The organism is Dyella sp. 01L423, assembly GCF_056399945.1.
Genome location: NZ_JBFTSI010000001.1, coordinates 1,148,062 through 1,174,543 on the forward strand (window position 1 = coordinate 1,148,062; position 26,482 = coordinate 1,174,543).

A 26,482-nucleotide genomic window follows, 5' to 3' on the forward strand; every position below is an offset into this window, starting at 1 on the left:
CTCGTCGTCGACAGCGTGACGGGACGAGATGTAGCTTTATGGAGTGGTCGTGTAAAAGGACGCCATGGATTTGATCCGTAGCACCTCTCCAAGACCGCTGTCCCGGCGCTTGAGGCCACTGGCCTATGGGCTGGTGGCCGTCATCGGCCTGATTCTCATGCTTACCTGGGGAGCCCTCCAGGTCCAGGTCACTCTCGCCGGTTTCCTCAACGGCGAGAGTGTCTGGAGCAAGGCGCAGAAGCAGGCGGTGGTGGACCTGCTCGGTTATGCCCAGTCCGGTGATGCCGCCCGGCTGGCGGCATTTCGCCGAAACTACGGATTATTGTCGTCCGATGGCTGGGCGCGCGACGCCATCGCCTCGGGCCACTACGACCGCAAGCTGATCCATGAGGCTTTCCAGCGCGGCAAGATCCTGCCGCAGGCCGAGCCCGGCATGATCTTCATGCTGCGTTGCTGCACCGACGTGCAGCACATGCACGAGGCCGTGTCGCTTTGGCGCGCCGCCGATGGTCCGCTGGGCCAACTTGACGGCGTGGCCAAGGAATTGAACGAAGCCTACGCGCGCGGCCAGCCCGAGCCGGCATGGCTGCAGTGGCAGCTCGATCGCATCAACGGGCTGAACAACGATCTGGAGCCGCTTACCAACGGTTTCTCGCTGGAGGTGGCGCAGGGCGCGATCTGGCTTGGCAAGGTGTTGTTCGCGGCGGTGTTCCTCACTGCCTGCATCGCCTCCTTGCTGTGGCTGCGCATGGCCCAGCGCATCCTCTCGCGCATCCGCGGCACCGAAGAGCGCTACAGCATGCTGTTCAACAGCGCCGCCGACGCCATCCTGATGGTGGACGAAGAAAGCGGCCGCATCCTGGAGGCCAACCGCACGGCCATGCAGTGGACCGGCCGCGATGTGGACAAGCTCACTGGCGAGGCCCTGTCCACGTTCTTTACGCCGCTGCTGCATCGCGCCGATGGCGCCATCACCGGCGAGCTGCGCATGGCGGACGGCGAAATGCGCCCAGTCGAGATGCGCAGCAGCGTGACCCACTGGGGCTCGCAGAGCGTGCGGCAATCGATCCTGCGCGATATCACCGAACGGGTGAACCTGGAGCAGCAGCGACGCATCGCGTCGGAGGCGCTGGCCAGCATCGCCGAGGGCGTGATCATCGCCGAGGCGGATCGACGGGTGACGCGAGTGAATGCCGCGCATATCCGCATGACCGGCTTCACCGTGCAGGCCCTGCAGGGGCTGCGCTTCGACGATCTGCGTTGCCTGGCCGACGGCTCGCCGCTGCCCAACTCGGTGTGGGATGTGATCGAGGCCGAGGGCAACTGGGTCGGCGAGGTGCGCAGCCGCCGCATGGATGGCACCAGCTACCCCGAGCTGCTCAGCATCAGCGCCATCCGCAACCAGGAAGGCGAAGTGCAGCATTACGTGGCGGTGATCAACAACATCAGCACCGCCAAGGCAAACGAACAGCGCCTGCAATACATGGCCGCGCACGACACGCTCACCGGCCTGCCCAACCGGGCCGAGTTCGAGCGTCGCTGCGTGCAGGCGGTGACGACTGCCGAGCGGGAGCGTGGCATGGCGGCCGTCGTGTTCATCGACCTGGATGCGTTCAAGGCGGTCAACGACAGCTATACCCATGCGATCGGCGATCACCTGCTGGTGAAGGTGGCCGAGCGCATCGTCTATGAGCTGGGCGATCGCGGCGTGGCCGGGCGTATTGGCGGCGATGAGTTCACCGTGCTGCTGTCGGATCTGCACTCGCGCGAACAGGCGAGTGCGCTGGCGGGTCGTCTGCTCACGGTGCTGTCGACACCGTTTGCCGTCGGCGACTACGAGCTCGCGCTCAGCGCCAGCATCGGCATTGCCTGCTTTCCGCTCGACGGCACCGATGTGCCCACCCTGATCACCAATGCCGATGCCGCCATGTACGCGGCGAAGACCGAGGAGCGCAACGCGTTCCGCTTCTACTCGCCGCGCATGCAGGCCGACGCACGCCGACGTATCGCGCTGGCCTCGGAACTGCGCAAGGCGCTGTCGGAAAACGAGTTCCGCCTGATGTACCAGCCCACCGTGGAAATGCGTACCGGGCGCATCGTGGCGGTGGAGGCCCTGTTGCGCTGGTATCACCCGCAGCGCGGGCTGATCGCGCCGGGCGAATTCATCCCTATGGCGGAGAAGCTCGGCTTGATCCGGCGCATCGATCAATGGGTGCTGCAGGCCGCGTGCGAGCAAATGTCGGCGTGGGACAAGGCCGGCCTGCCGCCGCTGCGCATGGCGGTGAATGTATCGGCGAACTGGTTTGGGCAGGCCAACTTCGTCGACGAGATCCGCATGCTGCTGGAGGCGCGCCGCCTGGCGCCCGAGCGGCTGATGCTGGAGATCACCGAAGGTGCGATTCTTCGCCTGGGCGAGGAGATGGAGCGGACCCTGCACGCGCTGCACTCGCTGGGCGTGGGCGTGGCGATCGACGATTTCGGCACGGGCTACTCGTCGATGAGCTATCTGAAGCTGCGCGCCATCGATTACCTGAAGATCGACCAGAGTTTCGTCGCCGGCTTGCCGGATGACGTCAGCGATGGCGCGATCGTCGAGTCCATGCTGACGCTCTGTCGGCGCCTCGATATCAGCCCGATCGCCGAAGGCATCGAAACCGAAGAACAGCATCGCTTCCTGCTGCGTGCGGGGTGCACCGAAGGGCAGGGCTTCCTGTATTCGCGTCCGGTCGAGCCCGAGGTGATCGCCCAGTTGCTCAGCCCCGGACGGCGCCAGGGCAACTCCCACCTGCGCCTGGTACCGCCCGAAGCGGGTTGAGGGCCGGCTGACGGCGGCCAGGCGCCGCAGTGGAACAGGGTTGTCTTAAGGGCTTGTACAACCTATCGCCCAACGCCACCTACCCCTCACGTCATGGTGAGGGGGAAGGTGACCGTGACGGGATCCATCCAATGGAGTCAGGCGAGATCTTTGACATCGCCATCCACCCTCAGTGCAACGTCACGCTGACCACTTCACCCCGGTCAGGCACATACAACCCAGGAAACTGCTGCTGCAGATGCCTGACTTTCGGCGCATCGTTGAACACGATATACGGCTCATCGGGATGACGCTTCGCATAGTCCTGGTGATAGGACTCCGCGGCATAGAAACCCTTCAGCGGCACGACCTGCGTCACGATGGGATCGGCATAGGCATGGGCGGCGCTCAACTGCGCGATGTACGCGTTGGCAACGCGCTTTTGGTCGTCGTTGCCGTAGAAGATCGCCGAGCGATATTGCGTGCCCACATCCGGGCCCTGGCGATTGAGCTGGGTGGGATCAGTGGCTACCGAGAAGTAGACCTTGAGCAACTGGCCATAGCTGACCTTGCTGGGGTCGTAGACGATCTTCACGGATTCGGCGTGACCGGTGTCGCCATCGCTCACGCGATCGTAGTCGGCCGTGTTGGCGGCGCCGCCGGAGTAACCGGCCCACACTTTCTTCACGCCTTTGACGTGCTCGAACACCGCCTGCAGGCCCCAGAAACAGCCACCGGCCAGGACGGCGACCTGGTCACCCTGGGCGGGTGCGGCGTCGACCGCCGGATCGGGGATCACGGTGTTGTCGCCGGCAGCAGCCAGCGTGCAGGCGCCGAGGCCTGCCATCAGAAATAGGCCCGCGAGGGCCGGAAACAGCTTGAATCGGCGGATGCTCATGAAGGAACACTCCATCGAGGAGGGGGACGGCATGCCCGCAAAGTTACGCGAGCCTTGCTTCCTTATTCGCCGCCGGGTGGCTTCCGGTTACCTGCATCCTGACAGCTTGCGCCCGGCGGGTTGCGAAGGCCTCGCCAAGGCGGTGTTATCGTGCGGCATTCTTCGCCGTGGACGCTGCCATGCCGCACCAGCTCGATCTCGAGGGCTACCTGCAACGCATCGGGTTTGTCGGCGAGCCCCGGGCCGATGTGGCGACCCTGCGTGCACTCGCCACGGCGCATATCGCGGCCATTCCGTTCGAGAATCTCGATCCCTTGCTGGACGCACCGGTGTCGCTGGAGCTCGCGGCGATCGAAGCCAAACTGGTGAACGGCCAACGCGGCGGCTACTGCTTCGAACAGAATGCGCTGTTCACCGCGGTGCTGAAGGCGGTGGGCTTTGACGTCACCGGGCTGATTGCCCGCGTGCTGTGGAACCAGCCCGAGGATGTCGAGAGCCCGCAAACGCACATGCTGTTGCGGGTGGAAGTGGAGGGCGAGAGCTGGCTGGCCGATGTGGGCTTTGGCAGCATGGCGCTGGGCGGCGCGCTGCGGCTGGTGGTCGATGAGGCGCAGCCCACCTCACTGGAGCCATTCCGTCTCATCACCGATGGCGTGCAGTGGCGCATGCAGGCTCGGGTGAGCGAACAATGGCGCACGCTGTATCGGTTTCGCCTGCAGCCAGCGGAAGCGATCGATTATGTGGTCGGCAACCACTTCACCTCGACTTACCCTTCGTCGCTGTTCCGGCACAATCTCATTGTGGCGCGCACGCTGGCCGATCGCCGGCTTGCACTGCGCAACCGTGAGTTCGCAGTGCACGCCTTGGGCCACGAGTCGGTACGCCGCACGTTGCAGACTACGGACGAGACCAAGCGGGTGATCGAGGAGCAGTTCGGCATCCGCCTGCCCGCATCGCCGCTGCTGGACGCTAGGCTTGCCGCGCTGCCGATGCCCGAGGTTTGATCAGTCCAGCGCGTTCACGTGGATGACGAAGTCTTCCAGCTGCACCACCTGGCCCGCGTGGATCTTGCAGGTCTTGCGCAGTTCCTGCTGGCCGTCCACGTAGACGACGCCCGACGCCACGATGGCCTTGCCCGCGCCGCCGCTGTCGCATAGGCCGACCAGCTTCAGCAGCTGGTTGAGTTCCACGTAGTCGCGGTCCAGGTCGAAATCGATGTCTTGCATGGTGATGTGCTTACTCAGTCGTCGGTATCGTCAAAAGCGCTTTCGGGCAGCGCGAAGAACACGAAAAACGGGGCGCCGGCATCCTGCCAGTAGTCGACCGCTTCCTCGAGAATATCCAGCAAGGTGTCGAAGTCGTCCTCGTTGCGGCTGCGCATTTGTTCGGCGTGATCAAACAGCAGGATATAGCCGCTGGCCTTGAGCCAGGACAGATCGCGCATGCTGTCGGCCAGCGCATCCCAGTTGCGGCCAAAGTCGGCGGGCAGCTGCATCGCCTGGGTCAGGCGATCGAACAGCGCCTCGTGGTCGGTGTAGTCAGCCAGGCTGATGCGGCATACGCGCAGGCCCTGCATGCCGGCCGCTTCGGCCAGGGGCTCCAGATCCTCGCTGGTGACGAAGAAGATGCCGCCGTCTTCGGCATCGCCGAAATCGAGATCAAATTGCGCGCTCATCGGGAACCCTCGAACTGGCGAAACGTACGGTAGTGGTCGTCGGTGTAGTAGTAGGTCTGCGGTGGCGTGCCGCCGGTGATGATGCGCCGCGCGCCGCGGTAATCGAGTCCCGGCGTGTCCACCGTGTACTCGTGGTAATAGCCCTCGGGCTTGGCTGGCAGGCGTCCTTCGCGATTCTGGAACACCACGCCGTCCTGGCGATGCTCGTACGGGCCGCCTTTGGCGATACGCCGCAGGATGTCGGCTGCTTCCGGTGGCAGGAACGCTGGCAACGTCTCGCTGCGCGCGCTTGGCGCCGTCGCGTTTTGCGACACCACGCTGCCTTGCGGCACCGGCTCAGAGGTATGACGGCCCCACAGCAGTGCCGCCACGGCCAGCACGACCAGCAGAAGCAACGGTTTGAGTGCGCGCATGACGAAACGCCTGGTCGGAGTGGCGCGAGTGTAGATCGTTCGGCGTGCCCAGGCACGCGGACGTCAGCCCTTTTTATCCACCCGACGCTGCAACGACATGGCAGCGGCGGGGTTGCGTTCCTTCGCGCTGCTGATGAAGTAGATGAACACATCGCGCGGCGTCTGAGTTTTCAAGGGCGCCGACACGTGCGGCAGATCCGGCAGGTCATGGCCCTCGGCCCAGGCACGTGCGCGTGTGGTCCATATATCCAGGTCGCCCGATGGGTAGCCTGTCTCCAGTTGAGCCTCGCTGCGCATGAGGCGCGCGTAGGCGAAGTCGCCGGTCAGGTCGCCCAGCGACGGATGCTCCGGCGAGTCGGTGAACACGGTGGGGATGCGGTACGAGCGGGCCAGTTCCACGTAGCGTTCATCGAGAAAACTGGGGTGGCGCACTTCCAGCACATGGCGCATCGGCCGGCCATTGAGTTCGCGCGGCAACAGATCGAGGAAGGCGGCCAGGTCGTCGCCATCGAATGGACGCGTTGGCCTTAGCTGCCACAGCACTGGCCCCAGGCGATCGCCAAACTCGGCCAGGCCGCCAAACACAAAGCCATCGATGCCGCGACCGGCGTCGGCCAGTCGCTTGCCTTCGGTGACGTAGCGCGGTGCCTTCAGCGAGAACACAAAACCCTCCGGTGTTTCAGCCGCCCACTTGGCGTACGTCGTGGGCTTTTGCGCGCCGTAATAGGTGCCGTTGATTTCGATGGCGCGCAGGTGGCGGCTGGCGTATTCCAGTTCTCGACGCTGCACCAGGCCGGTGGGATAGAAGTTGTTGCGCCACGGCGCGAAGTTCCAGCCGCCGATGCCGACACGGATACGCGAAGCAGGACCCTGCGCGGGAGCAGGCGAGAACAGGTCGGCAGACATGGCGGGGACTCGAAGGGGATGGCCGATCATGCCACGGGCGAGATGAAGAGAGGCATCAATCCGCCGTGATGCTAGCGGATACCGTCTTCAGTCCAGGGGCAGATGATTCGGATACGGCCCGCGCGCCGCCATGAACGCCGTCGGCGTCATGCCGGCAAACTCGCGGAACTCGTGCACCAGATGCGCCTGGTCGCCGTAGCCGCCGTCGATGGCCACGCCGCTCCAGTCCACGGCGGTCGATCGATACACCGCATCCACCACATGGCGAAAGCGCATCAGTCGCGCGTAGCGCTTCGGACCCATGCCCACCTGTCGACGGAATAGACGGCCAAAGCGGTATTCCGACAGACCGATATCGCGCACTAGCGGACCGATGCGCGCCACCTGCGGACGTGCGCCGATTTCGCCCAGCGCATGCAGCACCTCGGGCGCCAGTTGCGGCTTGCGCATATGCGCGAGCAGCCATCGCTCCAGCAGTGCCAGCCGCTCGTGCGGGCAGGGCGTGTCCAGCAACTGCTCGCGCAAGCCTTGGGCGCTATGGCCGAAGATGTCTTCCAGGCCGATGTCCTGCCCCACCAGCGCCTCATGGTCTTCGCCGGTGAAGGCGTGCGCACCACCGGGATGGAACACCGCTCCCATCACACGCACCTGTTCGGCGGTGTCGATGATCTGGCTGCGCAGGCATGGTCCGCCGATGACCGTGGCGGCCGCTCGCAGGCAACGCCGGTCCGCGTCGTCGCTGTAGACGCGGGTCTCATCTTCATGGAGGTTGATGATCAGGGCCGCGCCCGGCACCGGCAGCACCCGCTCGAAGTGATGCGCAGCCGGCGGCATGTCCCAATCCCACAGGCGGGAAATCAGGGCGTTGAGCGGCGGCGCGGGGTCGACGACGTGATGTCCCATCGGCTGGCTCCGGGTGGTTCCTGGAGTTTAGGCCGATGGGTATGCGCTGTCAGGTCGGCTTGCCGGGAAAGACGGTGGTGGACGGACTTGGTGCGGTCGCCGGATCGTGCTGCATGGTGCGCACCACCATGTCCTGCGGCGTGGTGAGCGGCAGATCGGCCTTGCGCAGGCGGTCGAGGATCTCGAACAGCAAATCGCTCTTCACCGTGCCCGAGTCGCGCGGATTGTTCACGTAGGCGGTGCACACGAACATCATCGAGCCGGAATCGATGCTGTCCAGCTGCACCGTGGGCGCAGGCGTGTTGAGCGTCACCGAATGATTGCGCAGGATGTCGAAGATGATCTGCCGCACCTTGTTCGGATCGGTGCCCAGCGGCATCGGCAGGCGGATCTGCACACGGCCCTGCGCATTGGCCAGCGTCACGTTGCGCACGTTCTGGGTGATCAGCTGCGAGTTCGGCACGATCACGGTGGAACGATCGCCTTGCTGGATCTCGGTGGCGCGCACGTTGATGCGTTTGATGTCGCCTTCCACGCCGCTGATGCTCACCCAGTCGCCCACCTTCACCGGCCGCTCGGCCAGCAAGATCAGGCCGGAGATGAAGTTCTGCACGATCGCCTGCAGGCCAAAACCAATACCGACCGACAACGCGCTAGCCACCCAGGCGATGCTTTGCACGTCCACCTTCAACGTGCCCAGCACCAGCACGAAGACGAGGATACCGCCCACGTAGCCCAGCAAGGTCACGATGGACATCTGCATGCCCACATCCAGCGAGGTCTTGGGCAGCAGCTGCTTGCTCAGCCAGCGCTTGATCAGGCGCACGATGGCGTAACCCACCACCAGCACCACCATCGCATTGAAGATGCTGGTGGGATTGATGGTGAGCGTGCCCAGTGAGAGACCGTTGAAGATGCGCGTGCCGCGATCCACCAGTTCGTTGGCGCCCGCACCATAGGGCGCCAGGATCAAGGGGATGGCGAACATCAGCAGGAACGCACGGCCGACGCCGGAAAGCACGGTCGCGGTCTGTTCAAGCCGGGCTGGCGCGACGCCAAAATTTTCCTGCAGCCGGACACCAGTGCGCGAGTCGGGCGAGAGCAGCGATTCGCACAGATCGTTGATCAGGTGCATCAGCACATACAGCGCGGCGATCAGGAAGCCGGCGCGCAGCATCTGCCTCGCCACGTAGAAGGCGAGCGCGATATAGCCGGTGAGCACCGAGATCAGCGTGATCAACATGCCCAGGAACGCGCACAGCACGAGTATGCCCACCCACAGCGGTCGGGCCGCCGGCGTTCCACCGCTGCTGAGCAGGGCGCGACGCGCACGGCTCATGATCACCAGCGCATAGGCCACCAGTCCGCCAATCAGCGTGGCGGCCAATGCATTCGCGGCCATGGCCGTGGAAAGGCTGGCGCTGATGTCGTTGGTCACGCGCTCGATTACGCCCAGCAGCAAGGCGCTGTACGCCATCAGGCTGGGGAAGGGCCACAGGCGGGTGGCGAGATTGTCGGAGATCGGCGGCAGTCGCCACGACGGATGCTTCACCATCAACAGGGCGCGTCCCAGGCCTGCCATGGTCGCCACGTAGAACATCAGGCGCACCAGCGGGCGCACCAGCTCGTCCAGGTCCTCGTCGAACACGCCGTTCCAGTTCACCGCCAGATAGATCAGCCACGCGGCGATGCCATAGATCAAGGTCGTGCCGACGGTGACCACCACGGCCATGGCGCTGCGGCGCAGATGACCCGACGGCAGGTAACGGGCCGCGATGTCCAGCATCTTGTATTCGAACACACGCCGCCCACCCGCGAGCAGCAGGACGGCGGCGCTCAGGCACAAGATGAAGGGCGGGCGATTGGCCGGCTGCCAGGCTTGTGCGAGCGCGCCCTGCACGGCCTGCGAGAGCTGCCTGAAGTTGCCGCTGTCATCGGGCAGGTTCTGCGCGAACCGGCTCCAGAACGCCATGCTCAGCGGCGACGCGCTGCGCTGGCTGATCTGCGCCTGGAACAGATTGCGGCGCAGCGCGGCGATTTCGGTGAGCAACTGCTGGCTCTCACGGCTGATCAGTTTGGACTGGGTGAGCTGACCGGTGAGGTCGGTCTGGTCCTTGGTCAGCTGCTTGCGCTGGCTCGCCACTTCCGGCGTTTCCGCCGGGGCGCCTTTCGCAGGTGCGGGGCCGAGCACATCGAGCTTGGCCTTCAGCGCATCGGCCTGCGGAGCCAGGCTGGCGGTCAGCTGGTCGGCCTGCTGCTGCAGCGCCTGTGTCTTGCTGCGTGCGTCGGTGAGTATGTCGTCGGTGAGCGTAGACTTGTTGGTCAGCGTCTTCTTGACCTGGTCGAGCTGCGTGCTCAACTGATCGGGCGTGGCGAGCACGGCCTGCTGGATCTGCCCGTTGTTTGGGGTGTCCTGGGCCAGTACGGGAGAGGCGCCAGCGACGGCGAATAGAAGGATCAGCAGCAAGCGAGACAGGATAGGCATGCGGGCATGATCCCGACCGGTCCTGAACCGGTCAATGAATAAATGTTTTGACGGTGTGTTCAGGCCCGGGCATTCACGCTCTCTTGATGAGCGCATTCGAGGTCGCCAACGCCATGCCGCCATGGGACGGAAACGTCGCCAAGGCTCGTCTGCTGCAGACCGAACTGGCGGCGCAGGTGCGGCTGGTGGACGACTATCGGCCGCTACGCCATGTCGCCGGCGTGGATGTGGGTTTCGAAGATGGCGGTGCGGTGACGCGTGCTGCGGCGGTGCTGATCGACGCGCAGACGCTGCTGCCGATCGCAGAAATTGTCGCGCGACAGCCGACCCGCATGCCCTATATCCCCGGGCTGCTCTCGTTTCGCGAGCTGCCTGCCGTGCTGCAAGCCTTGTCGGATCTGCCGGCATCGCCGGATCTGGTGTTCGTCGATGGGCACGGCATCGCGCATCCGCGACGGCTGGGCATCGCTGCGCATCTGGGCGTGGTCACCGGCTTGCCTACCATCGGCGTGGCGAAATCCATTCTGGTTGGCGTGCACGAGGAAGTAGGGCCGCACCGCGGCGACCGTCAGCCGCTGGAATACAAGGGCGAAGTGATCGGTTGCGTCCTGCGCAGCAAGGATCGGATCCGGCCCTTGATCATTTCGCCGGGGCACAGAGTCAGCATGGCGACCGCGCCGGAGCTGGTGCTGGCGTTTGGCACGAAGTATCGATTGCCCGAGCCCACGCGGCTCGCTGATCGGCTGGCCTCGCGTCGGGGCACCCTGCGTCGCTGATCTTCAGCTAGTCGCGCGAACCAATCGATAGCCGAACGCTGCTGCCAGCCTCGCCACCGCAGCAATCGCTTCAGGCTGCCGGGACACCGATTCGCTCGATGCGCCCAGCCGCCAACGCGCTCGCTCGTGCGCCACGGCACGCGAACTGGCCAGCCCGTGCTGTTCCAATTCGCGCAAAAAACGATACACCGTGCCGAGGCTGGTGCGTGGTTCCAGGGCTTGTGCCCGGCACATCAGTTCCACTGCATCGGGCTCGTCGCCTGCCTCGTGCAGCACCTGCCAGATCGCCAGGCGCGGAGGCGTGGCACGCATGCCCGCCTGCGCCAGCCGCTGGTGAACATCGACCGGCGCAGTAGACATGGCCTCAGGCATCCTTGTTGCCCTTGGCAATCTCTTCCGCGGCCTTGCGGATGATGTCGCCGATGCGCTTCACCTCATCGGTGTTCCACGGACCGCCGTGCATGAACAGCGCACGCTTGAGGCTGTGCATCGCTTCGCGCAAGGCCATCGGGGCGGCGGCGCGGGCGAACATCTTGGCGGTCTGCTCCATGCGCGACATCACCGTATCCACGGCTTCCTTGTTCTCGGCGAGAAACGCCTTGCCTTCGGCGGTGATGGTGTAGAGCTTCTTGCCGCCGTCGTTTTCCACGCTGGCGTGACCCAGTTCCTCGAGCAGGGTGAGGGTGGGGTAGACCGCGCCAGGGCTGGGCGAGTAGGCGCCGTCGAACATCTCCTCGATGGTGCGGATCAGTTCGTAGCCGTGACGCGGCTGTTCGGCGATCAGCGCGAGCAGGATGAGCTTGAGGTCGCCGTGACCAAACACCCGGCCCCCGCGGAAACGCCCACCCATGCCACCCCAGCCGCCTTCACCCTCGTCGTCCCCGAAACCCCGGCCGCGTCCGCGCCCACGGCCCATGCCGATGGCCTCGCGGGCCCAGGCGTCGCGGCCTTCGTGGCAGTGGTGGTGGTGATGCGAGTGGTGCCGATCAAACAAATGACGAAATCCCATGACTAACTCCGATATATCGTAAGTAACAGTCTTAAGATATATCGTGAGATTCGAAAAATGCAAGGGCGCCCGTCTTCACGGCGCCCCGGTCCCCTGTGGGAGCGCACCCTGTGCGTGAACGCCGCGCGAGAGCGCCGCCCCGGTTGATATGCCGCCGCAGTCGCGCACAGGGTGCGCTCCCACAACTTGAAACTCCCGTGACTCGCCTTCACCCAAGTGCTATCAAGCGCCCCTCCCGCGCCGCCGCCTCCCCAAGGACGACCTCCCCATGCTGTTCCGCTGGTTCGAATCGCTGATCGACGCGTTCCGCGAACCCGTCGACGGCATGCCGCCGTCGTCGGTCTGGCGCTTCTATGTGTTCTATCTGCGCCAGGTGTGGCCGGTTTTCGCGGCCGCGCTGGTGGTGGGCTTTGGCGTGGCGCTGGTGGAGGTGTCGCTGTTCGGCTTCATCGGCAGCATCGTGGACATGGCCAAGGGTGCGCCGGTGGCCGACTTCTTCCACCTGCACGGCAACGAATTGCTGTGGATGGGTTTCGTGGCGTTGATCGCACGCCCGATCCTGATCGGCGCGCACGACCTGCTGGTGAACCAGGCCATCGTGCCCAACCTCACCAACCGCATCCGCTGGCAGAACCATCGCTACGTGATCCGCCAGAGCCTGGGCTTTTTCCAGAACGATTACGCCGGCCGCATCGCCAACCGCATCATGCAGACCTCCGGCGCGCTGCGTGAATCGGCGGTGCAGATCGTGGATGCGATCTGGTACGTGGCGATCTACACCGGCAGCGCGATCTTCATGTTCGCCAAGGCCGATGTATGGCTCGCCGTGCCGCTGGTGGTGTGGCTGGTCGCCTATGTGGCCACGCTGCGCTATTTCGTGCCGCGCACCAAGGAGCGTTCGTGGCGCCAATCGGAGGCGCGCTCGCGCCTGATGGGACGCATCGTCGACGGCTACAGCAATATCCTCACGCTGAAGTTGTTTGCGCATACGCAGCGCGAGGAGGCGTATGTCGCCGACGCCATGGGCGAGCAGATCAAGCGCATGCGCGCCATGACGCGCCTGACCACGGCGATGGACATCACCATCACGACCTTGAACGGTTTTCTGATCGTCGGCACCTCGGCGCTGGCGCTCTGGCTGTGGAGCCAGGGCAAGGTCACGGTGGGCGCGATTGCGCTGAGCACCGGTTTGGTCATCCGCATCAACAACATGTCCGGCTGGATCATGTGGGTGATCAACGGCATCTTCGAAAACGTCGGCACCGTGCAGGACGGCATCGAGACCATCTCCAAGCCGCGTACTGTGCAGGATCGCGATGGCGCCATGCCGCTGGAAGTGACCGAAGGCGGCGTGCACTTCGAGGACATCCACTTCCACTATGGCAAGCAGGGCGGTGTGATCGCCGGCCTCGATCTCAAGGTGCGCGGCGGCGAGAAGATCGGCGTGGTCGGCCCCTCGGGCGCCGGCAAATCCACCCTGGTGAATGTGCTGCTGCGCCTGTACGACCTCGAAGCAGGGCGCATCCTGATCGATGGCCAGGACATCGCCCAGGTCGCGCAGGAAAGCCTGCGCGCGCAGATCGGCGTGGTCACGCAGGACACTTCGCTGCTGCATCGCTCGATCCGCGACAACCTGCTGTACGGCCGCCCGGATGCCACCGAGGCGCAGGTGATCGAAGCCGTGCGCAAGGCGCGCGCCGAGGAATTCATTCCGCAATTGATCGATGGCGAAGGCCGCGTGGGCTACGACGCCCACGTGGGCGAGCGCGGCGTGAAACTCAGCGGCGGCCAGCGCCAGCGCATCGCCATCGCGCGCGTGCTGCTGAAAGATGCACCTATCCTGATCCTGGACGAAGCGACCTCAGCGCTGGATTCGGAAGCCGAGGCGGCGATCCAGGACAGCCTGGAAGTGTTGATGCGTGGCAAGACCGTGATCGCGATCGCCCATCGACTGTCCACCATTGCGCGCATGGATCGCCTGGTGGTGATGGACAAGGGTGAGATCGTTGAGACCGGCACACATGCGGAACTGATCGCGCGTGGCGGCCTCTATGCGCGTCTCTGGCAGCGCCAGACCGGTGGTTTTGTCGCGGCGGAGGATCCGGCCGAGGACAACGCGCTGGCGTGAAAGCAGGCGAGCATGTCGCATCCACTGCTGCCATCGCTGTGAATATTCCCCAGTCGCCTGAGCTTTATTTTGTTCTGCATTTCACGGGCACCACCGCAGCATGGTCGGCGCACACGCAGTGGAGTTTCGACATGCCTACCGAACGCGCTTTGGCGCGCGCCCGCAAAGATCAGCGCCAGGGCAAGTCGGCCAGCACCCAGGCCGGCGAGTTCGTGCGCGAGGAAATCGAGCGCATCCGCGAAGGCGTGCATGGCGCCCGTTCGCCGGAGCAGGCCATAGCGATCGGGCTGTCGCAGGCGCGCCGAGCCGGCATTGACGTGCCGGCGCAGAAAGGCGCCAAGAGCACGCGCAAGAAACCGGTAGCGAAGAAACGCGCAACAACCAAGGCCGCCTCGGCCAAGCGTAGTCGCGCCGCGCTGGATGCGCTCAAGCGTGAGGGCACCGCCTCGGCTTCGCATACAGCACTGTCCAGGCACGCGCGCAAGGCCGCCGCTGCTCGCACGCCAGCGGAACGTTCCGCCGCCGCGAAGAAGGCGGCGCGTACCAAGGGGCCTGCCGTTCGCAAGGCCGCGGCGAAGAAGGCCGCCGCGACAGGCGCCAGCAGCCGTGCGGCGGGCGCCGTGCGCGCTGCGCGTACGCGCGCCATGCGCTCGCGCGCACGCTAAGTCCTAGCGGTCGAATACCAGCAGCGTTGAGGTGGCCGTGCCATACAGCCGGCCCTGCGCGTCCATCAGGCTGGCTTCCGCAAAGGCCACGCGGCGCCCGATGGTGCGTACGCGGCCTTCGGCGCGAACGCGGCCGGTATCGCGCGTCATCGCTTTCTGAAACGTGACCTTGAGCTCCAGCGAGGTATATGCCTGCTCGGCCGTGAGCCGCGAATGCACCGCGCAGCCGCAGGCCGAATCCAGCAGCGCGGCGAAATAGCCACCATGCACGATGCCCATCGGATTGTAGGCATGCACGCCGGGCACACCTTCGAAGGCAGCGAAACCTTCGCCCACGTCCACGAGATCGAAATCCAGCGAGTCGCCGATGCCCGGGCGCTGGCCGGACGCGATGAAGGCGCGCAACTGTTCCAGCCCGCTCAGGCCCCGGCCGATCTCATTGATCATGCTCACGGTGCGGACTCCAGGCCCAGGCGTTTTTTCAACAGCTGCCGCGAATCGGCGAGGATCGCATCTGAACGCTTGGCGTCCGTCTCCACGCGGGCAAGCGACAAGGCGCCGACCAATTCGGAGACGGTGGAACGAGCCAGGGTCTGCGGATCGCTATAGCCCAGCGCGCTGAATCGTTCCGCCATGGCGTCGGTGAGACGGCGCGCGCCGTCGGCAAACAGCTCGCGGGTCAGTTCGGGGAGACGCGGCAGATCCGAGGCCAGCGCGGCCATGGGACAGCCGCTCGCGCGGGCGTCGCGGTGCTTTTTCGACAGATAGAAATCGATGTAGTTGGCCAGCCCCTGGGCGGGGGCGTGGCCTTCCATCTCATGCTTCAGGCGTGCGCGCGACTCCTCGAACATCTGCTCGATCGCCGCCGTGACCAATTCGTCCTTCGACTTGAAGTGGGCATAGAAGCCGCCATGCGTGAGCCCGGCCTCGGCCATCACGCCGGCGACGCCGATGCGGTCGGGACCGTCCTGGCGGATGGCCTTGGCGGCCACTTCCAACACTTTGCTGCGGGTTTTCTGTTTGTGTTCGGCGTCGTAACGCATGGCCGCTCCACGTAGTTTGTATGATTTCAATCATACTATTGACAGCGGACACCGCAAGTGGCAGAGCTCTGAGACGCCGCCGCCTCACGGACGCGGCGGCTCGCTCGAGGGTGGTTCGCTAGCCGCAGGGGCCACAACGACCGGTTCCACGATGACCGGTGCACGTCGCGGGAAGGTCATGCTGGGCAGCACGTCGTCGCGTCGTATCAGCCCGTGGAAAAGCGCGGCGCCCATGTGTCCCAGCACGGTGACAAAAAGCAGATAGGCCAGCCAGCGATGCGTGACTCGAAGCCAGGCATACGTCTCACCGTTGAACGACAGCAGCGGGGGCAGATGCCACGATCCGCCGAGCGAGATCGGGTAGCCGCCCGCCGAAAGCATCGCCCAACCGACCAGCGGCAGCGTGAGCATCAGAGCGTAGAGTACCCAGTGCGAGGCATGCGCCACCCATTGCATCATTAGCGGCATATCGGCCGGCAAGGGCGGCGGCGGATGGCGCCATCGCACGGCAAGGCGGATCAGGGCCAGCACGAAAATGGTCGCGCCCAGCGGTTTGTGGATGGCGAGCAGCCATTGGTGCTTTTCTGACACGGTCGACACCATGCCCACGCCGACAAACAGCATGGTCAGGATCAGCAAGGCCACCAGCCAATGCAGCAGGCGCGCCAGCGGGTGAAAAGCGCCGGGGTAGGTAGCGTGCTTGGCGTTCATTACGGGTGCTCCGAGGGCGTGGTCGCGCGCGCGGCGCCGGGGATGTGCGCTTCTTCGCTGGTGCGGCGCAGATAGGACACGGCGTAGGCTGCGGAGCGTGCCGGCAGCAGCGGGTCGTCGGAGATCGCAATGCCCTCGGGAACAATCGTCGGGTCGTAATTCACGTCGCGGCAGGGGCCGCTGTCCTGTGCCTGCTCACTCTCGATCACCAGGGTGCCAGCGTCGATCGTGTGGCGATCGGCCGGCCATTGCTTGGTCGCGTCATTGGTGGGGTCGCCGGGCTCGGCCAGGGTCACCCTCAGCTGCCAGCGCTGAGGGCCTTGCGCCAAACGCTGTTGCAGGTCCTTGGCCAGATAATCCGGGTCGCCGGCTTGCGCGCCGGTGCCTGCATCGTCGTTTGCCACGGGTGTGACTTTCCAGCGCACCGCGTGGCGCTTTCCGGTGCCGTCGACGAAGTAGAACGCGTTGAGCCCCTCATAGGTCTCGGTGACGAAGCTCGCCGAGGGCTTGGCCGTCTTTACCCAGGCCAGAAATGCGCCGGTTTCCGGGTGTGAGGCGAAGAAGGCGCCCACCTTCTTCGGATCGGGCTTGCCGGTGGCCGGGTCGGGCAGGGTCGCCACCAGCTGATCGTAAAACGCTTGCGGCGTCGCCACCGGAAACACCGGCATGCTGTTCATGCCGGTGCGCCACTGCTCGCCATGGGGTAGCGCAAAGCGCAGCGCGAAGCTGCGTATCGGCACGCTGCTGTCGGGCGCATAAGGATTGCCGCCGGGCAGGGCAAAGCGGCCCACCACCGGTGTGCGACTACCCGCTGCAAACACACTGGCCGTGGAATACGCCGCGGCCTCACCGTTGCTTTCGAAATAGCCCGCCACGCACACGCCTTTGGCATGGTTGCGCCGGAAACCAGGGTGCACGCCGCCGCCTTCCTGCAGCGTATTCACCAATAGCCGCGAGGTAAGTCTTTGCGGCGTCAGCCAACCGGCGACATAGGCAAACGCGCCGGCGAGCACGGCCACGGCAAGGCCGATAACCGCCCACCTCCAGGGTTGATGTGAGGGTGGCTGACGAGATGGATCGGTCATGCGGCGCTCCCGAGATCGCAGGTTGAATATCCTGACTTCGTCTTGCGGCAGCAGCCGGTTACCTCGGCGCCGCGCGGCGTCTCCACGCCGGATGAGCATAGGCTCTGGGGGGGTGAAGGGGTCGTAGTGATTAAAAGCTGCCACCGGACATAAGTCGGTGGCAAAGCGAGAAATTTTGGCGCAGTGAACGTCCGGGTCGGGGCTTCAGTGCCACGGCTAAGAGCCATTTGAAGTCCAATGACAGAGCTGCCGCCCACCGTGGGGGAGCGATATGGCAACGCATTCAATCGTGCCGGGCACTAACAGAGCGGAGCGATGAAACGGTCCCGCCGTCGCCAGCAGCACCGATGGATGGTATCGCCCAGTGTGCGTGCCCACTTTGGGAGGAAGCTGAAAATGCCGGTTCAAGCGGGTTTCAAGCTCGCCGTTCGGATTGCGACATGTTGAACGCCTCGAGCCATCGGCAACCCGCATGAAAATCAGGTTTGCCCATCAGCTGCGCGCGATTGCGGCGCTATCGGTGGTCATCAACCACTATTGGGGCATCTTCTTCGCGCCCGGCGTGCGCGCGTTGATCGGGACGCCGGCCAGTTTTGTGCCGTTGAAGCCGGCCTATGCGCAGCACGTATTGTCGCCGGCATGGGGCGGATTCTTCTACGGCGTTTTCGGTGTCGCCGTGTTTTTCCTGATCAGCGGATTGGTCATACCGATCAGCCTTAGAAATATTTCGACCGGGCAATTTCTGACGAGACGGTTTTTCCGCATTTATCCCGTCTACTGGTTCTGCCTGTTGATAAGCATCGCCATGTACTTCATCTGCTCTTGGTACTGGTCGACACCGTTGTCGGACAGAATCAACGTTTCGTTCCTGGCAAGGAATATCCCGCTCGTCCACAGTGCGGCTGGATTGCCTTCGCTGGATTTCGTCAGCTGGTCACTGGCGGTGGAGCTCAAGTTCTATGTGTTCTTTGCGCTGGTAAGCATGCTCGGAAAAAGTGCGCATCAAGTCATGCTGCTGTCCATTGGTTTCATGACCTTGTGTTGCGTCGTTGCTTTCTTCTCGACTCAAGGGACCCATTTCGTATCCGTGGTTTCAAACGCAGTATCGGACATGAAATTCATCACGTTCATGTTCCTTGGCTGCCTGTTTTACTACGTCCTCTATCGCGAGCTGAGCGCCAAGGTCGCGCTTGGTTATGGGGTCATCATCTATGGCCTGTTCGTGACGATCAATGCCTGCTACGGAACAGGCCTCTTTGGGGCGCTGACGAGAAACTACACTTATGCGTTGATGCTGTTTTCGCTGTGCTATCTGCTTCGAAGCGGGTTCAAGCAAAACAGGGTCATCGACTTCCTGGCCGACATCAGCTTTCCGCTGTATCTGGTTCACTCCATGATCGGCTACGTCGCCATGCCCATCCTGATCAGCAAGGGCGTTGCCTTCACGTTCGCATGGATGATCAGCCTGGGTGTGGCCATCCTCGTCGCATTCCTCGTCCATAGGTATGTCGAAATTCCCGTGAATAACTTGGGCAAGAGGCTGTCCAGCCCCAAGGAGAGCGGGGCCGCCGAGTACTGCGGGCTGGCTTGATTGCCCTGCGCGAGAAAGGCGCCCGAGCTGGCTAACCACGTTCGCTTTCCGCCCATGGCGGACCTCAATGGAATGCGGGACAGAGTGGCACTTGACTCTGGACCTAGATCAAAGGTCTAGACTTGGTCCCATGAATACTCCCCACACCTCCATGACCATAGGCGCCGTCGCCCGACGCGTCGGCGTCGCCATCGACACCATTCGCTACTACGAGCGCGAGGGGCTGTTGCCCGAGCCGCTGCGCCGGGCATCGGGTTACCGTAGCTATGACGAAGGCGCCGTGCGGCAGCTTCGCTTCATCCGCCGTGCGAAGGATCTGGGTTTCACGCTGGAGGAGATCCGCGACCTGCTGGCCTTGTCGGCCGATCGTCATCGCGGCGTCAAGGCAGTGAAGAAACGCGCGGAAGAACGGCTGGCCGCCATCGACGAACGCATCGCCGAACTGACCCGTGTGCGTGACGGTCTCGAACAACTGATCGAGGCATGCCCCGGTCACGGTTCGCCCGATCAATGTCCCATCCTGAAGGCCTTGACCGATCAGGATGACGACGCATGAGCACGGAGAAGCATGCATGCTGCAGCGCCAAGGCAGCGGCCGAGCTGGTGGCGACGTCGACGAGTTGCGGTGGGCCTGCAGTCGAAGCCGTGGCTACACACCACCAGCACGAACACGGCGCATCCCATCACGATGAGGCTACGGTGAAAGATCCCGTATGCGGCATGACAGTGGATCCGGCCAACGCCAGGCATCGCGCCGAACATCATGGCGAGACTTACTATTTCTGTGCGCAGCGCTGCAAAGAGAAGTTTCTTGCAGACCCTTCGCGCTTTATGAACGCATCGGCCGAGCCGCCTCCCGTCATTGAAGGAGCGGTCTACACCTGCCCGATGCATCCGGAAGTGCAGCAGGCCGGGCCGGGTCACTGCCCCAAGTGCGGCATGGCGCTGGAGCCGATGATGCCCAGCCTCGACGAAGACGATGGCCACGAATTGCGCAGCATGTCGCGCCGCTTCTGGATGCTTGCCGCGTTGACGCTGCCGGTGTTTGTGCTGGCGATGGGGCCGCATCTGTTCGGCTGGCAGTTGTCGGCGCCGTGGAACGCGATAGCCGCGTGGGCGGAAGCCGCCCTGTCCACCGTCGTGGTGCTCTGGGGAGGTGCGCCGTTCTTCGCGCGCGGTTGGCATTCGCTCAAGCCGTGGTCGCCGAATATGTACACGTTGATCGCGCTTGGCACGGGCGTGGCATGGCTTTACAGCGCGGCCGCGTTTCTCGTGCCGTCGTGGTTCCCTGCGGGGTTTCACCAGATGCATGGCCGGGTCGGCGTGTATTTCGAATCGGCGGCGGTGATCGTCGCGCTGGTTACGCTCGGCGATTTCCTTGAGCTGCGTGCGCGACGTCGCACCGGCGCGGCGCTCAAGGCCCTGCTGGGGCTGGCGCCGAAGGCGGCGCGGCGCATCGATGCCGACGGCGCCGAGCATGACGTGCCGCTCGAAGCCGTCCATGCGGGCGACCGGTTGCGCGTGCGTCCCGGTGAAAAAGTGCCAGTGGATGGCGTGGTGCTCGACGGCAGCAGCCATGTGGACGAGTCCATGCTCACCGGTGAGCCGCTGCCTGTCGCCAAACGCAAGGGCGAGCAGGTCACGGGCGGCACGCTAAACCAGGATGGCGCGTTGCTGATGCGCGCGGAAAGAGTTGGCGCCGCGACCGTGCTGTCGCAGATCGTGACGCTGGTGGCGCAGGCGCAACGCAGCAAGGCGCCACTGCAGCGCACGGCGGATCGTGTTGCTGCCTGGTTCGTGCCTGCCGTAGTGGCGATAGCGACATTGGCGTTTGTGTTGTGGGCCTGGCTCGGGCCCGAGCCTAAGCTCGCTTATGCCTTGATCGCGGCCGTATCGGTACTGATCATCGCGTGTCCATGCGCCCTTGGCCTGGCCACGCCGATTTCGATCATGGTGGCCAGTGGTCGCGCCGCACAGCATGGCGTGTTGTTCCGCGATGCGGCGGCCATCGAATCGCTGCGCGCCATCGACACCGTGGTTGTCGACAAGACCGGCACACTCACTGAAGGAAAGCCGGCGCTGAAGACAGTCGTGAGCCTCGGCAAGCTGCCGCGCGCCGAACTGCTCGCGATGGCGGCGGCCTTGGAACGGCTCAGTGAACATCCGCTGGCGCGAGCCATCGTCATCGGCGCGGATGCGGAAGGCATCGTCGTGCCGCAGGTCTCGCAATTCCGCAGCGTGACGGGTGCCGGTGTGGAAGGCGAAGTGGATGGGCACGCGGTGACGCTGGGCAACCATCGTCTATTGTCCAATGCCTGCGTGCCGCTGGACGACGAGGTGGGCGCGCGTGCGGACGCCCTGCGCGGCGAAGGTGCCACGGTGATGTTTCTCACCATCGACGGCGCACTCGAAGGGCTCGTCGCCGTGGCTGATCGCATCAAACCCAGCACGCCGCAGGCGCTTGCGGACCTGCGGGCGCAGGGACTGCGCATCGTCATGCTCACTGGCGACAACCTTGCCACGGCCGGCGCCGTCGCCAGTGCCCTGGATCTCGATGAAGTGCACGCGGACATGTCGCCGACCGATAAGGCAGAGGTGATCCAGCGGTTGCAGAGGCAAGGCCATCGGGTGGCCATGGCGGGCGACGGCATCAACGACGCCCCGGCACTGGCCGTCGCCGATGTCGGCATCGCCATGGGCAGTGGCACCGACATCGCGATGGAGAGCGCGCAGGTGACCCTGGTGAAGGGAGAGTTGAGCGCCATCGTGCGCGCGCTCGCGCTGTCGCGGGCCACGGTGCGAAATATCCGCCAGAACCTGTTCTTCGCCTTCGTCTACAACGCCGTGGGCGTGCCCCTGGCCGCGGGCCTGCTGTATCCGTGGCTGGGCGTAATGTTGTCGCCGATGGTGGCGGCTTTGGCGATGAGCCTTTCGTCGGTGTCGGTGGTGGGCAATGCGCTCAGGCTGCGGCAGGCGTGATGCTTGTCACCTGCGATGGCTGACGCCGCGCCCTGCCGCAAAAGCTCGCCTCGACCGATGATTTCTCCCGCACCGATGGGGTGCGGGGAGGAATCGTCATGAACGTCATCAACGACACGCGCAGTACGCTGGAAAAGCACATGCCCTTGCTGGTCGGTCTGCTCGCCGCCTGGCTTGCCGGCAAGGCGCTGAAGAAAATGTTCTGGACTGCGTTTGGCATGTACTGGGCGCTGAAGGCGACGGGCATCCATTTCTGAGTCACGGCGTGTGTAACCGCGGGGCAGGGCATGATCGAGCGCGATACATGCTTTAAGCTGTGCGCCCCTTGCCCAAGGAAGCCGCCATGTCTGCCAGCATCGCTTTGATCGCCCGTTACTACGATGCATTCAATCGCGGCGACTGGGAGGCCATGCTCGACTGCCTCGCCGACGACGTGGCGCACGACATCAACCAGGGCCATCGCGAAAGCGGGCGCGACACTTTCCGCGCCTTCCTCGCACGCATGCAGCGCAGCTACCGCGAAGAGCTGCGCGACATCGTGCTGATGGCGAGCGCTGATGGCGCGCATGCCGCAGCGGAGTACGTCGTGCATGGTCAATACCTCGCCGACGACGAAGGGCTGCCACCTGCTCACGGCCAGCGCTATGTGCTTCCGGGCGGGGCCTTCTTCGATATTCGCGATGGCCGCATTGCGCGCATCAGCAACTACTACAACCTGTCCGACTGGGTCGCGCAGGTGACTGGCTGAGTCATGGGCGTGCGCATCCTCACCAGTGTGGGCGAGGCGGTAGGGCCGCACCTGGAGGCCTTGGCACGCCTGCGCATCGCGGTGTTCCGCGATTACCCGTATCTGTACGACGGCGACATGGCTTACGAGCAGCGCTATCTGGAAGCGTACGCCCGCTCGAGGCGCAGTGTGTTCGTGCTGGCGCTCGATGGCGACGAAGTGGTGGGCTGTTCCACCGGCATTCCGCTGGTCGATGAAGTGCCTGCCATCCAGCAGCCGTTCGTGGCGCGCGGCACGCTCCTGGGCGACGTGTACTATTTCGGCGAGTCGGTGTTGTTGCCGGCGTATCGCGGGCAGGGCATCGGCCATCGCTTTTTTGATGTTCGCGAACAGCATGCGCGCGCGCTGCCGGGTTATCGCTGGACGGCGTTTTGCGCCGTGGAGCGCGCCGGCAACGATGCGCGCCAGCCGCCCGCCTATCGACCGAACGACACGTTCTGGCACAAGCGCGGCTACCAGCGCCAGGACGATATGTTCTGCGAGCTGGACTGGACCGAGCTCGACGCCATCGCGCCTACCACCCACCGCCTGCGTTTCTGGCTACGTCCGTTGGACGCATGAATACTGCAACTATGACCCGCACTCTCGACGAATGGCTGTCGTACCAGGAACGCGTGAACGTGCGCAGCATCGAGCTGGGCCTTGATCGCGTGCGTGCCGTTTGGGAACGCATGGGTGCGCCGGCGCCGGCGCGCCGGGTGATCACGGTTGGCGGCACCAACGGCAAAGGTTCCACGGTGGCCATGCTCGAAGCCACGCTGAGGGCCGCAGGCCAGCGCGTGGGCTGCTACACCTCGCCGCATCTGCTGCGGTACAACGAACGCATCCGCATCGACCGACATGACGCGGAAGACGATGCACTGGTCGCCAGCTTCGAGCGCATCGAGGAGGCGCGAGGCGAGATACCGCTGACCTATTTCGAGTTCGGCACGCTCGCGGCGCTGGATCTATTTGCGCGTGCAGGGCTGGATGTCGCCGTGCTCGAAGTGGGGCTGGGTGGCCGGCTCGATGCGGTGAACATCATCGACGCCGACGTGGCTGTGATCACCACGGTCGATCTCGACCATATGGATTGGCTGGGACCGGACCGCGACAGCATCGGCGTGGAAAAGGCCGGCATCGCGCGGGCAGGGCGCCTGGCCGTGGTCGGTGAAATCGATCCGCCTGCAGGCCTGCTCCAGGCGCTGGAACGCATAGGCGCGAAGGTCGAGCGGGCTGGCATGGATTTCAGCGTGGAGCGGCTGTCGACGGGCTGGCAGTGGCGTCATCGCGATGGAACGGCATGGACGCTGCCCGATCCGGCGCTGGCCGCACCGGTGCAATACGCGAACGCGGCTGCATCGATTGCCGCGTTGCACGGCTTGCAGCAACAGGACGCCGTGCTCGCAGCGAAGGATCTCGCGCTCGCTGCCGCAGTCGGCGTGCGCTCCGCGCGGGTGGCGGCACGCCTGCAGGTGCTGGCCGGCGATCCGACCCTGGTGGTGGATGTGGGCCACAACCCGCAAGCGGCGCGTGCGCTGGCCGAGTGGCTGGACGCGCGCCCTAGCGTGCGCGTGCATGCCGTCTATGGCGCGCTGTCCGACAAGGATGTGGCTGGTGTGATCGGGGCGCTGGGGACGCGCATCGCGTACTGGCATCTGGCCGGGCTGGCGCAGGACACCCCGCGCGGACTGTCGGCCGAAGCGCTGGCCGAGCAGCTGGCGGCCGTGTTGCCCGGTGCGGGCTATGAGGTCCATGCCGACGTCAGCAGCGCACTGAAGGCGGCGAAATCTTCAGCCACGCCTGGCGAATGCGTGCTCGCTTTCGGCTCGTTTTACGTCGCGGCGGCAGTGCTTGCTGAATCGGGTGGGGCCTATTCGGCCTGAGCGGCAGCTGGCCCGGCTATAATCGCCCCGTTCTCGCATCCCCGCCCGCTTGGAGCCCGCCTTGAAAACACGTCTGCTGGGAGCTGCCGTTCTCATCGCGCTGGCTGTGCTGTTTGTGCCGATGTTCATCTCCAGCAACCCGCCGACCACGAGTGGCGACGAATCGGTGAGCCTGGCGATCCCGCCGGCACCCGATCGCGACCTGCAGACCAAGACCATGAGCCTGACGCCTGGCGCGGCCCCGTCATCCAGTGCGGCGGCGGCACCCAAGCCGGTCGTGCCGGCACCGGCGGCTACGGCTACCCCGGTGGGCTCGTCCGATCAGCTGGCGACAGTGAACATCGGTTCCAACCGTCCCAAGGACGTGGAAACCGACCCCACGGCCGGCCAGAAGCCTGAACCCACGACCGTGACGCGCCCGGGCTCCAGCGCCTCCCAGCCGGTCATCCCGGCGCAGGGCAAGGCCGCCACCGGTGTGACGGGCTCGGCCACCACCACGGCCGGCAAGGCGACGACGCCTGCCGTCATTCCTGCCCAGCAGGAACCGGCCACGCCGCCGGCGACCGCCGCGCATGGTTCCTATTCGCTCAATCTCAGCGCCTATGCGTCCAGCGCCAGCGCCCAGAGCCTGATCCAGCGCGTGCGCGGTCTGGGTTACCCAGCTTCGGGTCGCACCATCAACCAGGGCGGCAAGCCGCTGACGATGGTGACGGCAGGTCCGTTCGAATCCCGCGCCGCCGCCGAAGCGGCACGCCTGAAGATCACCCAGACCATCCCGGGAGCGCCGGCACGCCTGGAAGGCAGCGCCTCCACGCCCACCCAGGACGATGCACCGGCGGCCAAGCCGGCAACGCCTGCGGCCAATACGGCAGCGGCGCCCGCATCGCATCCCGGCGGCTGGGCCGTGCAGGTAGCCGCCATGGGCAGCCAGAATGACGCCAATGCGCTGCGCGACAAGCTGCGCGCCAACGGCTTCGATGGTTACGTGGATACGGTCAATGCCAACGGCAAGCAGCTGTGGCGCGTGCGTGCGGGCCCTCAGACCCAGCGCGCCGATGCCGTGCGCGTGCGTGACCAGATCAAGAGCAAGCTGGGCGTGGACGGCAACGTCGTCACCGCTCCGTGAACTTCAACCTGAACCAGCGACGGTAAGGTGACCCGGTGAATTGGGCCGACTACATCATTCTTGCCGTACTGGGCGTCTCGGTCTTGATTGGCCTGTGGCGCGGCCTCATTTCCGAGGTATTGGCGCTGGCCATCTGGATCGTGGCGTTCTGGGTGGCCTGGACCTACGGCCCCAGCGTGGCGGCGTATTTCGAACACAGTATCCAGCTGCCGTCGGCGCGGATCCTGGTGGGCTACGGGCTTTGTTTCATCGTGGTGCTGATCGTGGGTGCGCTGCTGCGCTTCCTGGTGAGCAAGCTGGTGGAAAGTACCGGACTATCCGGCACCGACCGCCTGCTCGGCATGGTGTTTGGCTTCGTGCGCGGCGTGCTGCTGGTGACGCTGGCGGTGTTCCTGCTCGGGTTTACCGCGTTCACGCGCGATCCCTGGTGGCACGATTCGGTGTTATTGCCGCAGTTCAAGGGAATGGCTGCGTGGCTGGGTGAGCGCGTGCCGGAGAATGTCCGTCACTACCTCAATCCGCAGCCCCTGCTAGACCATTTACCCGCCTTGCCAGCGGGCATGCCAGGCGCTTCACCAGCGACTGGGCATGAAACCCATCCTGCGACCGCAACCACGGCCGCTCCGGCAGCGACTTTCTAATA

The 26,482-nt window shown here is 64.8% G+C and carries 27 protein-coding genes; 14 read left to right on the forward strand and 13 right to left on the reverse strand.

Annotation, left to right across the window (positions count from 1 at the left end; genetic code table 11):
* Positions 1-64: 64 nt before the first annotated feature.
* Complete coding sequence (locus AC1DMY_RS05235; RefSeq protein ID WP_477163932.1) at positions 65-2,815, forward strand: putative bifunctional diguanylate cyclase/phosphodiesterase; 2,751 nt, start codon at positions 65-67, stop codon at positions 2,813-2,815.
* A gap of 169 nt (positions 2,816-2,984) precedes the next feature.
* Here the strand turns inward: AC1DMY_RS05235 and msrA are convergent, their stop codons facing one another.
* A complete protein-coding gene (msrA, locus tag AC1DMY_RS05240) occupies positions 2,985-3,692 on the reverse strand; it encodes a peptide-methionine (S)-S-oxide reductase MsrA (RefSeq protein WP_477163933.1) in 708 nt (235 codons plus the stop codon).
* A 179-nt stretch (positions 3,693-3,871) separates the two neighbouring features.
* On the opposite strand from msrA, the gene AC1DMY_RS05245 reads away from it, so the two are divergent.
* Entirely contained in the window at positions 3,872-4,696 is an 825-nt protein-coding gene (locus AC1DMY_RS05245) for an arylamine N-acetyltransferase family protein (protein ID WP_477163934.1), read from the forward strand.
* Here AC1DMY_RS05245 and AC1DMY_RS05250 read toward each other — a convergent pair whose 3' ends face one another.
* From AC1DMY_RS05250 to AC1DMY_RS05275, 6 genes are all read right to left on the reverse strand, one after another.
* On the reverse strand, positions 4,697-4,918 hold the full coding sequence (locus AC1DMY_RS05250; protein WP_441603426.1) for an RNA-binding S4 domain-containing protein: 222 nt from the start codon (positions 4,916-4,918) through the stop codon (positions 4,697-4,699). It abuts the gene before it with no gap.
* Positions 4,919-4,932: 14 nt separating this feature from the next.
* Entirely contained in the window at positions 4,933-5,367 is a 435-nt protein-coding gene (locus AC1DMY_RS05255; protein WP_477163935.1) for a barstar family protein, read from the reverse strand.
* Positions 5,364-5,780, reverse strand: coding sequence for a guanyl-specific ribonuclease (locus AC1DMY_RS05260; protein ID WP_477163936.1), 417 nt, complete (start codon positions 5,778-5,780; stop codon positions 5,364-5,366). The genes AC1DMY_RS05255 and AC1DMY_RS05260 overlap by 4 nt, the downstream gene beginning before the upstream one ends.
* 63 nt (positions 5,781-5,843) lie before the next feature.
* Positions 5,844-6,686: a DUF72 domain-containing protein gene (locus AC1DMY_RS05265; protein ID WP_477163937.1), complete on the reverse strand. Its 843-nt coding sequence runs from the start codon at positions 6,684-6,686 to the stop codon at positions 5,844-5,846.
* Positions 6,687-6,773: 87 nt separating this feature from the next.
* Positions 6,774-7,589: an AraC family transcriptional regulator gene (locus AC1DMY_RS05270; protein WP_477163938.1), complete on the reverse strand. Its 816-nt coding sequence runs from the start codon at positions 7,587-7,589 to the stop codon at positions 6,774-6,776.
* A gap of 49 nt (positions 7,590-7,638) precedes the next feature.
* Positions 7,639-10,074: a DUF3772 domain-containing protein gene (locus AC1DMY_RS05275; RefSeq protein ID WP_477163939.1), complete on the reverse strand. Its 2,436-nt coding sequence runs from the start codon at positions 10,072-10,074 to the stop codon at positions 7,639-7,641.
* Between the two features lie 86 nt (positions 10,075-10,160).
* Between AC1DMY_RS05275 and nfi the strand changes: the two genes are divergently transcribed.
* Entirely contained in the window at positions 10,161-10,850 is a 690-nt protein-coding gene (gene nfi / locus AC1DMY_RS05280; protein WP_477163940.1) for a deoxyribonuclease V, read from the forward strand.
* 3 nt (positions 10,851-10,853) lie between these two features.
* Here the strand turns inward: nfi and AC1DMY_RS05285 are convergent, their stop codons facing one another.
* Positions 10,854-11,210, reverse strand: coding sequence for a Fur family transcriptional regulator (locus tag AC1DMY_RS05285; RefSeq protein WP_477163941.1), 357 nt, complete (start codon positions 11,208-11,210; stop codon positions 10,854-10,856).
* 4 nt (positions 11,211-11,214) lie between these two features.
* Positions 11,215-11,859, reverse strand: coding sequence for a PadR family transcriptional regulator (locus AC1DMY_RS05290; protein ID WP_477163942.1), 645 nt, complete (start codon positions 11,857-11,859; stop codon positions 11,215-11,217).
* A 271-nt stretch (positions 11,860-12,130) separates the two neighbouring features.
* Here AC1DMY_RS05290 and AC1DMY_RS05295 point away from each other — a divergent pair, with 271 nt between their 5' ends.
* Both AC1DMY_RS05295 and AC1DMY_RS05300 read left to right on the forward strand, forming a co-directional pair.
* Positions 12,131-13,987 carry an ABC transporter ATP-binding protein gene (locus AC1DMY_RS05295; protein WP_477164193.1) on the forward strand — a complete coding sequence of 619 codons (1,857 nt, stop codon included), beginning with the start codon at positions 12,131-12,133 and terminating at the stop codon, positions 13,985-13,987.
* 131 nt (positions 13,988-14,118) lie between these two features.
* Entirely contained in the window at positions 14,119-14,652 is a 534-nt protein-coding gene (locus tag AC1DMY_RS05300) for a DUF6496 domain-containing protein (RefSeq protein WP_477163943.1), read from the forward strand.
* A gap of 3 nt (positions 14,653-14,655) precedes the next feature.
* On the opposite strand, the gene AC1DMY_RS05305 is transcribed toward AC1DMY_RS05300, so the two are convergent.
* The 4 genes from AC1DMY_RS05305 to AC1DMY_RS05320 all read right to left on the reverse strand — a co-directional run bounded on the left by AC1DMY_RS05305 (position 14,656) and on the right by AC1DMY_RS05320 (position 17,491).
* Positions 14,656-15,099, reverse strand: coding sequence for a PaaI family thioesterase (locus AC1DMY_RS05305; RefSeq protein ID WP_477164194.1), 444 nt, complete (start codon positions 15,097-15,099; stop codon positions 14,656-14,658).
* 2 nt (positions 15,100-15,101) lie between these two features.
* Entirely contained in the window at positions 15,102-15,695 is a 594-nt protein-coding gene (locus tag AC1DMY_RS05310) for a TetR/AcrR family transcriptional regulator (protein ID WP_477163944.1), read from the reverse strand.
* Between the two features lie 84 nt (positions 15,696-15,779).
* Complete coding sequence (locus AC1DMY_RS05315) at positions 15,780-16,406, reverse strand: cytochrome b (RefSeq protein WP_477163945.1); 627 nt, start codon at positions 16,404-16,406, stop codon at positions 15,780-15,782.
* Positions 16,406-17,491: a catalase family peroxidase gene (locus tag AC1DMY_RS05320; protein ID WP_477163946.1), complete on the reverse strand. Its 1,086-nt coding sequence runs from the start codon at positions 17,489-17,491 to the stop codon at positions 16,406-16,408. Before AC1DMY_RS05320 ends, AC1DMY_RS05315 begins: the two co-directional genes overlap by 1 nt.
* A 472-nt stretch (positions 17,492-17,963) precedes the next feature.
* Here AC1DMY_RS05320 and AC1DMY_RS05325 point away from each other — a divergent pair, with 472 nt between their 5' ends.
* The 9 genes from AC1DMY_RS05325 (at position 17,964) to AC1DMY_RS05365 (ending at position 26,480) form a co-directional block, all read left to right on the forward strand.
* On the forward strand, positions 17,964-19,082 hold the full coding sequence (locus AC1DMY_RS05325) for an acyltransferase family protein (protein ID WP_477163947.1): 1,119 nt from the start codon (positions 17,964-17,966) through the stop codon (positions 19,080-19,082).
* 130 nt (positions 19,083-19,212) lie between these two features.
* Positions 19,213-19,638: a MerR family DNA-binding protein gene (locus AC1DMY_RS05330; protein WP_477163948.1), complete on the forward strand. Its 426-nt coding sequence runs from the start codon at positions 19,213-19,215 to the stop codon at positions 19,636-19,638.
* Complete coding sequence (locus tag AC1DMY_RS05335; protein ID WP_477163949.1) at positions 19,635-22,061, forward strand: heavy metal translocating P-type ATPase; 2,427 nt, start codon at positions 19,635-19,637, stop codon at positions 22,059-22,061. The genes AC1DMY_RS05330 and AC1DMY_RS05335 overlap by 4 nt, the downstream gene beginning before the upstream one ends.
* 98 nt (positions 22,062-22,159) lie before the next feature.
* Complete coding sequence (locus AC1DMY_RS05340; protein WP_477163950.1) at positions 22,160-22,318, forward strand: hypothetical protein; 159 nt, start codon at positions 22,160-22,162, stop codon at positions 22,316-22,318.
* Positions 22,319-22,404: 86 nt separating this feature from the next.
* Entirely contained in the window at positions 22,405-22,809 is a 405-nt protein-coding gene (locus AC1DMY_RS05345) for a ketosteroid isomerase-related protein (protein WP_477163951.1), read from the forward strand.
* 3 nt (positions 22,810-22,812) lie between these two features.
* Positions 22,813-23,409 carry a GNAT family N-acetyltransferase gene (locus tag AC1DMY_RS05350; protein ID WP_477163952.1) on the forward strand — a complete coding sequence of 199 codons (597 nt, stop codon included), beginning with the start codon at positions 22,813-22,815 and terminating at the stop codon, positions 23,407-23,409.
* 11 nt (positions 23,410-23,420) lie between these two features.
* Positions 23,421-24,713 (forward strand): bifunctional tetrahydrofolate synthase/dihydrofolate synthase, encoded by a 1,293-nt coding sequence (folC, locus tag AC1DMY_RS05355; protein ID WP_477163953.1) that lies wholly within the window; start codon positions 23,421-23,423, stop codon positions 24,711-24,713.
* 61 nt (positions 24,714-24,774) lie between these two features.
* Positions 24,775-25,839, forward strand: coding sequence for an SPOR domain-containing protein (locus AC1DMY_RS05360; protein ID WP_477163954.1), 1,065 nt, complete (start codon positions 24,775-24,777; stop codon positions 25,837-25,839).
* A 35-nt stretch (positions 25,840-25,874) separates the two neighbouring features.
* Entirely contained in the window at positions 25,875-26,480 is a 606-nt protein-coding gene (locus tag AC1DMY_RS05365; protein WP_477163955.1) for a CvpA family protein, read from the forward strand.
* The last annotated feature ends 2 nt before the right edge of the window (positions 26,481-26,482 follow it).